The sequence below is a fragment of the Aeromonas caviae genome, assembly GCF_000819785.1.
Lineage (GTDB): Bacteria > Pseudomonadota > Gammaproteobacteria > Enterobacterales > Aeromonadaceae > Aeromonas > Aeromonas caviae.
This window is the reverse complement of sequence record NZ_CDBK01000103.1, coordinates 1-1,198: the sequence shown is the minus strand read 5'-3', so window position 1 is coordinate 1,198 and position 1,198 is coordinate 1. Positions and strand designations below refer to the sequence as shown.

The following is a 1,198-nucleotide window of genomic DNA, read 5'->3' as shown; positions in this document are numbered from 1 at the left end:
TGTACAGATCTAGTTATCACCTGACACCGGCCTCAAACCGGTGTCTTGTTTACGCTACTTTAGTGCGCACTTCCTTCGGTATCAATTTCAGACCCTTCTTGAACATGCTGTAGGGGGTTTGACCCTCCATCATCCTGCCCTGATGTGGCCGCTGGGTGTTGTAGTGATCCAGATAGCTGTCCAGGTCTGTCTGCATCTGCTCCACTGATTCATACCAGGTCGTCCTCCCCTTGATACGGAAGTGTTCATCCAGCAGGGTGCGATGTAGCCGCTCGATAAAGCCGTTGCTCTGCGGCCTGCGTACCTTGGTGGTCCGGTGCTCAATCCCCTCCAGTTGCAGGAACAGCTCGTAGGGGTGATGGTCAGGGCGCCCGCAGAACTCGCGCCCGTTGTCCGACAGGATGGTATAGACCCGCGCCTCGTGAGCCTCGAAGAACGGCAGGACCGTTTCGTTGAGCACATGGACCGAGGTCACCGGCAGCTTGCTGGTGTAGAGCCGTCCCCAGGCATGGCGGCTGTAGCAGTCCAGTACGGTTTGCAGATACACCTTGCCCACCCCCTTGAGTGCGCCGACGAAGAAGGTGTCGACCGCCACCAGTTCCCCGGTGTAGTGAACCTCAATTTGGCGTTCGCGAAACTCGGGGCTGAAGCGCTCGAGCAGGCGGATCTGCTCGTCATTGAGCTCAATCGTCTGTTCCCTGTGGGTTTTCTCAAGGCGCAACAAGCGGTCATGCTTGGAGAGCAAGTCGTGACGTTGCCACACGCCACGCACACCGCCCGCACTGACGTTGATGCCTTGCAAAGCCAGTTCTTGCGCGACCCGCAGCGGGCCATGGGTTGGTCTGGTGAGGGAGTAATCGAGGATGGCCTGCTCAATCTCGGGAGCGACCCGGTTGGGATGCGCCCCTTTGCAGCCGGGGAGTTTGTCGAGCAAGCCCTCAGCCCCATAGGTCTGGTAGTTACGGCGAATCTCGTAGAACTGCTGGCGGCTGTAGCCGATGAGCTTGCAGGCTTTGCTGACGTTATTGAGCTCTTTGGCGAGCTCTAGCAGGCTGAGTTTACGACGTGCTACTTTCTCGTTGGTGGTCATACGGTGACTCCGGATAACACGGTAGGGGTACCGTTTTGTTATCCGGTTTGAAGCCGTATGACCACTCCCTTTTGTGGGCAACTGTCAGGTGAATACCATCTCCATACA

1 protein-coding gene is annotated in these 1,198 nt (G+C 57.3%); it reads right to left on the bottom strand.

What is annotated here, in order from left to right; genetic code table 11:
* Positions 1-49: 49 nt before the first annotated feature.
* Positions 50-1,090: an IS481-like element ISAs19 family transposase gene (locus BN1120_RS18345; RefSeq protein WP_042017433.1), complete on the bottom strand. Its 1,041-nt coding sequence runs from the start codon at positions 1,088-1,090 to the stop codon at positions 50-52.
* Positions 1,091-1,198: the final 108 nt, after the last annotated feature.

Excerpts from the sequence above, each read along its gene's own strand:
- BN1120_RS18345 (WP_042017433.1), bottom strand. The coding sequence starts at position 1,090 with ATGACCACCAACGAGAAAGTAGCACGTCGTAAACTCAGCCTGCTAGAG.